The sequence below is a fragment of the Pseudoalteromonas sp. PS5 genome, from assembly GCF_004103255.1.
Lineage (GTDB): Bacteria > Pseudomonadota > Gammaproteobacteria > Enterobacterales > Alteromonadaceae > Pseudoalteromonas > Pseudoalteromonas peptidolytica.
Genome location: NZ_RCSQ01000161.1, coordinates 20,587 through 27,046, shown reverse-complemented (window position 1 = coordinate 27,046; position 6,460 = coordinate 20,587). Strand labels below are relative to the sequence as shown.

At 43.4% G+C, this 6,460-nt stretch carries 5 protein-coding genes; all 5 read right to left on the bottom strand.

Annotation, left to right across the window (positions count from 1 at the left end; all coding sequences use genetic code 11):
• Positions 1-704: LytTR family DNA-binding domain-containing protein (locus D9603_RS17960; protein WP_153188200.1), on the bottom strand; the 704-nt coding region annotated here is incomplete at its 3' end.
• Complete coding sequence (locus D9603_RS17955; protein WP_161972765.1) at positions 688-1,710, bottom strand: histidine kinase; 1,023 nt, start codon at positions 1,708-1,710, stop codon at positions 688-690. The genes D9603_RS17960 and D9603_RS17955, both read right to left, overlap by 17 nt.
• Before the next feature lie 26 nt (positions 1,711-1,736).
• Positions 1,737-2,879 (bottom strand): hypothetical protein, encoded by a 1,143-nt coding sequence (locus tag D9603_RS17950; RefSeq protein ID WP_128732335.1) that lies wholly within the window; start codon positions 2,877-2,879, stop codon positions 1,737-1,739.
• 128 nt (positions 2,880-3,007) lie between these two features.
• Positions 3,008-5,152 (bottom strand): peptidase domain-containing ABC transporter, encoded by a 2,145-nt coding sequence (locus D9603_RS17945; RefSeq protein WP_128732334.1) that lies wholly within the window; start codon positions 5,150-5,152, stop codon positions 3,008-3,010.
• Between the two features lie 17 nt (positions 5,153-5,169).
• Positions 5,170-6,414 (bottom strand): HlyD family efflux transporter periplasmic adaptor subunit, encoded by a 1,245-nt coding sequence (locus tag D9603_RS17940; protein WP_125250817.1) that lies wholly within the window; start codon positions 6,412-6,414, stop codon positions 5,170-5,172.
• Positions 6,415-6,460 lie beyond the last annotated feature (46 nt).

The window sequence follows — 6,460 nt, the reverse complement described above, 5'->3', positions numbered from 1 at the left end:
TGCACATGTACATGACCTAACTCGTCTCTTTCGACCTTATCAATTTGGCTTACCCTAACAATACAATTGCGGTGGATCCGCCAAAAGTGCTCCGCTGCTAAGCGGGTTTCTAATTCGCTGATCGGTGTCTTTATCAAATACTTCTCACCGGCACTCGACACTTCCGTATATTTATTATCGGCAATAAAATAATCCACGGCATTAATATCTAGCATGTGTATCGAGCCACCTTTATTGGCGCGGATCCATTGCAAATTATCATTCGCTGTTGGCGGCGTTAATGAGGCCAACAACTGTTGGAGTTGCACCTGTTGCGAGCTTGCTTGCAATAGCCGCTGTTTTATTCGTTCGATGGTCTTTTGTAGCCTGTCATTACTGATGGGCTTAAGTACGTAGTCTAATGCTTGATGTTCAAATGCTGAAATAGCATATTCATCATAAGCGGTCACAAACACAATAAGCGGCCGGTGCGTAGCTTGCTGATTAATCAAAGCTGCCACTTCTAAACCAGTTGTTGCTGGCATATTAATATCGAGAAATAACACGTCCGGTTGTAGTGTTTCGCTAAGAGCCAGCGCTTCCTCACCGTTGGCAGCTTGCGCAATGATATTAAGTTCAGGCCAAGTTTCTGCTAATTTTGCTTGTAAATGTGCGCGTAAGATCGCTTCGTCATCGGCAATAACGGCTTTATACTGCTGAGCCATTGAAAGGTACCTCCAGTTTTACCAAAAATGTTTCTTGTTGTTGTGAAATGTCGATATGGCCACTTCCTTGATAAATCTGTTGTAACCTACATTTTATATTATCAAGCGCTACTCCGTTGCCCGACTTTTGACTCCCCTCAGCAAGCATACTATTTTCGATAACGATGAGTAGGCGTGTACTGTCTTGGGATAGCAAACGTATGGTTATTTTTCCTCCATACGGTAGTTGCTCAATACCATGGATCACCGCATTTTCAATCAAAGGCTGCAATAACATGGGAGGAAATTGTGTTGCTAAAGAGACAGTGTCGGCAACGGTTATCTCAGTATCCAGTCGCTCGCCAAGCCGTACCGCTTGAATTGCTAAATATGCCCTGATAAATGCCAACTCATCTTCAAGTGAGACCCAAGCACGGCGAGCATGAGTAAGACTTTGCCTAAGTAACGCAGTCAAGGCATTGAGCATATCATTGGCTTGTTTAGGATCGATGTCTATCAGCGCTTGAATGGTGGCAAGAGTATTAAATAAAAAATGTGGCTCCATTTGTGACTGTAATAGCTTAAGCTCAGTCTCAGCGAGCACCTTTTCATGTTTTGCTTGGTCAAGCTCAGCTTGCAATAGCGCTTTTTTCAGTGCCATGGTTTGCTCAGTGCGGTAATAAACAAAACTAATCACCACAGTAAAAAAGCCTCCCATAGCCACTATGCCTATGTATTGGCGCAAATTATGTTGATAAACAGTTTGTGCCCATCCCATTAATAAAGGCGCGCTTCCCCACAAAACAAGCGCGATAAAGATAGCGCTGACAAACTGTACAGATAGAGGCATATTGGTATAGTTTTTACTTAACCAATAACGTGTTAACCGGATTGTAAAACCAATCCCAACAGAAACGAATAAGCTAATTGATAAATACGCTGACCACCCCATTAGGTAGATAAGCACACCTATCATGCAGCAAATAGTAAATAACAGGCCATGACGACGCAGTAAATTTACCGACAATGATGATCCCAACATAATGATTGTTATTATAATTTTATCTCAAGGCTCAAATAAGCCACCTGCTGCTGACCTAATTGACCATAAATACTAAGCGCGCTTCCCAAATAACGGCGAGCACCGGCGCAGAACTGACGTCCCTGAATTTGAGAGTAACATAACTTACCATCGATAAACATACTGCTATCTTGGGGGTTGAGCACTGCCGTAAAACTCGGTTGCCAAGATTTATCATGGCCTCGCACATGCAGCATCAAATTATGTTGAAACAAGTTTTGTGTCGCATAGTGGCCTCGTAGTGAGGCACTTCCCATCTCCAAGACTTGACGCCATTGATGTTGCTTTGGTGCACGACCATCAAACCAGTACTCTGCAATGATGTTCACCCCCGCCATCATGCTGTGATTTACCCCAATCAGTGCCTGCAAACTATTTTCATGCCAAGTAGTTTGTGTCCACGCGTTATTCAATCCACGTTTAAATGTCGGAGATTGATAACGAGATTGCCACAATAACGAGCCATATAAAGCGGTTGCCTCACGCAACACAGTAACTGCACTGCCTCCAACTCGCCACCCCATACGACGGTCAAAATGCGCGATAAACTGAGATTCAACATTATCAAAATAATGATAATATCGACCGCCACAACCTAACGATGATGTTGTGGCTCGCCCCTTGTCTAAATATAACCGTTTGCTTTCATTACATAATAAGCTGACATTACCGCGCTGTGTAAAATAATCTCCAGCCACTACATAACTACCTGGAGGAACCGCTGTATACAGCGCGAGGGACTTAGTCGGCGAAAACAGGTCCAAAGGACGAAAACCATAACCTACTCCCCAATCGACTTTCTTTTTACCTACAGAGCCAAACCACTGAGCTAACGAGAAGTCGTAATAGGCTTCTGAAATCGTAAATTTTGTTTCAGTGCGCTGCTGTTTAGTCATACTAAAAGTGGTCGCCACCCTCACACCGCCCGCTTCATAATCCACGTCTAAAGCAGCAAACGATAAATGAGCATCTGTCGTTTTAAAGAATTGACTATGATCAGCCTGGCTATATTGTTGCTGGGCTCGTAACGTAGTATTGAGCTGCGCACCAGCAAAAGCCGGATTTAGTAGACTAAGCGTCAGTATCAGAAAAAAGCATCGTTGGTATATATACATCGTTATTACCTCCAAGTTGATGGAGGTAAAATAACGCTGTAGCAGGTGAATTTGTGATCTAACCGACGAAAGGGCAATAACTCGGATAAATGGTTACCAAGCAAGATAAAGCGAGCACGGCGCTCGCATTATTCAGAGTCGGTCGTTGAGGTGTGCTCCTCATCCTCATGGTGCTCAGGTTTTTTCAGCTTTATCTCTCTATCTGCCGAGGCAATGGTTTCCTTGCGGTGTGCGATGATCACCCGAGTGATTTTCAAGCGCGAGACGGCATCATTAATATCTTCTTCCAGTCCAGTATCTAGATGACTTGTGGCCTCGTCCATAAATAAAATTTTTGGATCTTTATATAAGGCGCGAGCGAGAATGATCCGCTGCTTTTGACCGCCAGATAAACTCGACCCCATATCACCAATCAAGCTGTCATAACCCATTGGCATTTCACTAATATCGTCATGAATTGCGGCAAGTTGAGCACAGTGCACTACCTTTTCCATATTAATTGGGGAATCAAAAAACGCGATATTGTCTGCAACAGTGCCTGATAACAGCTCATCATCTTGCATCACCGCAGCTATTTGTTGGCGATATTGTCTTGCACCGATTTGACTCAGTGGCACACCATCAACCACTATTTCACCGCTTGAGGGCTTATTCAATCCAAGCATCAGCTTGAGTAATGTCGACTTACCACAACCTGAAGGCCCAGTGATCGCCACTGACTCCCCCGCATGAACCGTTAAATTTAGTTTATCAATGACGTTTGGCGTTGCATCCGAATAGGAAAATGAGACATTTTTCACCTCGATTTTGCCTTCAATATTCAGTTTTCGATACTGATCTGGCTGTAACTCTTCTTTGTCGGTTAGTGCAATGTCAGCAATACGGTCGAAGTGCAAACCAAGCATCTTAAACTCAATTAACTTCTCAATAAGGTTTGCGGTTTTATCCATAAATTGGCGTTTATACGACATAAAAGCAAATAGCATCCCTGTACTAAACCCACCAGCAATCACCAAATGCGCGGCAAGGTAAACAACGATGATATTTTCAATCCCAAACAATGCCCGGTTGATAGCATCATAGCCAATTTTAAAGTTACCCAAACGTATATTATGATTAATTGCACTGGCATAGCGGTTTTGCCATTGCCCTTCTCGTTTTACCTCAGAGCCAAATAACTTGATGGTTTGGATCCCGCGTACCGTTTCCATGAAGTTTGAGTTTTCTTCTGCGCGCGCCATGATCTCCTGCTCGCTAATATTACGAAACGGCTTATACATGGCTATCCGGATTGCGGCATAGGCAATTACAGCGACTAGTACAACGGCGGATAACATCGGACTATAAAAGAAAATCATCGCCAATGTGATCACTGCCATTAAGCCATCAATAATGGCTTCTATCACCCCGGTGGTAAGTAACTGTTTGACCTGTTGTAATGAGCTAAATCGAGAAACCACATCTCCCATATGACGCTTTTCAAAGTAGGAAATAGGTAATCGCACTAGGTGATGAAACAGATTGGCACCCAATTGAATATTCATTTGGTTACCGAAATGCAGTAATGTAAAACCCCGCAGTGCATTCGTCGCGATTTCAAACACTAGCACCAAGAAAAAGCCAACGGCAAGTACTGTAAGCAGCGAGGTATCTCCGGTGAGAATAACATCATCTATCACCAACTGAATATAATACGGTGCTGCGAGCGTAAACACTTGCAACAAAATAGACAGCATAAAAATCAGCAGCAAAGAGCGCTTCAGTCCAGTGATCCGGCTCCAAAAATCAGAAAACCTTAGGCTTGCTTTTTTCTCTTTCTTTTCAAACTCTTTTGTTGGGGTAAGCTCAAGCGCAACACCGGTAAAATGCTTCGAAGCTTCTTCCATTGTGTAAGTTTTTTCACCACCGGCAGGGTCATGTATCACGATGCGCTTTTCATTTGCTTTTTTGAGCACCACAAAGTGATTCATATCCCAATGTAAAATGGCTGGCGCTTGTAAAGCATCAAGATCTTCTAGTTCAATTCGCAGTGGCCGTGAGGTTAAATGTAGCTTTTCAGCAAAGTGCATAATATCAAGCAGCGTACAGCCTTCTATTGAGATGCTAAAGCGTTGTCTAAGGCGTGTTAAGTCAGTGTGATGACCATGATACCCAGCGACCATTGCAAGGCTCGCTAGGCCACATTCAGCAGCCTCAGACTGGATGATCACAGGTAAAGATTTTCGAGACCAAAACTCTAATTTACTGGCTGCGCCTTCATGTTCCATTTCCATATCAACCCTTCTACTACTTATAACTGGCCTTTAATACTAAACACTGGATCAAACAACCAACGCAACAATGACCGCTCTTCCACCACAATATCAGCATCTAATGTCATCCCTGCTCGCAAAGCCGTGTCTTTGCCATAAGCCTTAACCGCTTGCTCGTTAAGCGCAATCACTACCCGATAGGCAGGCTCTTGAATAATACCCGGCATATTGGTTTCTTCTGGTAAAATAACACTATTGCTCAGCTCAACTATCTTACCCTTATAAATACCAAACTTTTCATAAGGGAACGCATGATACCTAAGCTTAGTTTCTTGCCCTGCTTTGATAAAACCAAACGCCGATGTTGGAATATAGACTATCGCTTGCATGTCACTATGCTCGGGAATAATAGTCAGTAAGTGCTGCCCCATTGACACATTTTTACCCAGCTTTGCCAGTAACCCTGTTACCACTCCTGCTTGAGTTGCTCGGATCTCGCCGAGTCGCGCTTGTTCGATAGAAGAGATTTGAATAAGTAAATCAGCTTGCTGGGATTGTAGTTGGGAAATTCGATTCTGATGCTCAATCGGTAGTTTAGCCAATTGGTTGCTAATGTTTTTCAGTTGCGATTCAAGCGCAATACGTTCAGAGCGGATCGAAGAAGACTGTTGCTTTAATGACAGCAAGGTGTCTTTTTGACGCTGTAACTCAAGTTCGGAGATATAACCGGTCCCTTTAAGGGTGGCGATTTGGGTGACCAACTCTTGATTAAGCAACAACCGCTCTTGAAAGGTACTCGCTTGGCTTTCAAGCTCTTTTAGTTTTTCTTTTGCCGTGTTCTCTTGCTGGCGCAACTCTGCTATATCTAATTGATATTGCTCACGCAGTTGCTCAATTTGCTGAAGTAAATTTTGTTGTTGAAAGCGATATTGATTGAGTAAAGCTTGGTTTAACTCGGTTGCTTCAGTGCTGTGCTTTGCCGAAGCGATACGCAGCAGCGGCTGCCCAGCAACTACCTTTTCACCTTCTTTGACCAGTACCTCTGAGACCACCCCTTGTTGCATCGCACCAACACGCAGCAGCCCTCCACTGGGCTCAATCACGCCAGATACACTTTCCTTTCTGGTATAGCTACCGTTTGACAAAAACACGAGACTCAAAATAACCACCGCTAAAATAAGCAATCCAAGTGTTTTAAAAACAGGTGGTTGAACTAAGCTGATCGTGCCCTCTAAGCGGTGCTGTTTATGCTCTAACACCTCGCGGCGAAATAAATTTTCCATAGCACTTATCGGGTAATATTATTGTTAATATTTTTTTATTGAAAAT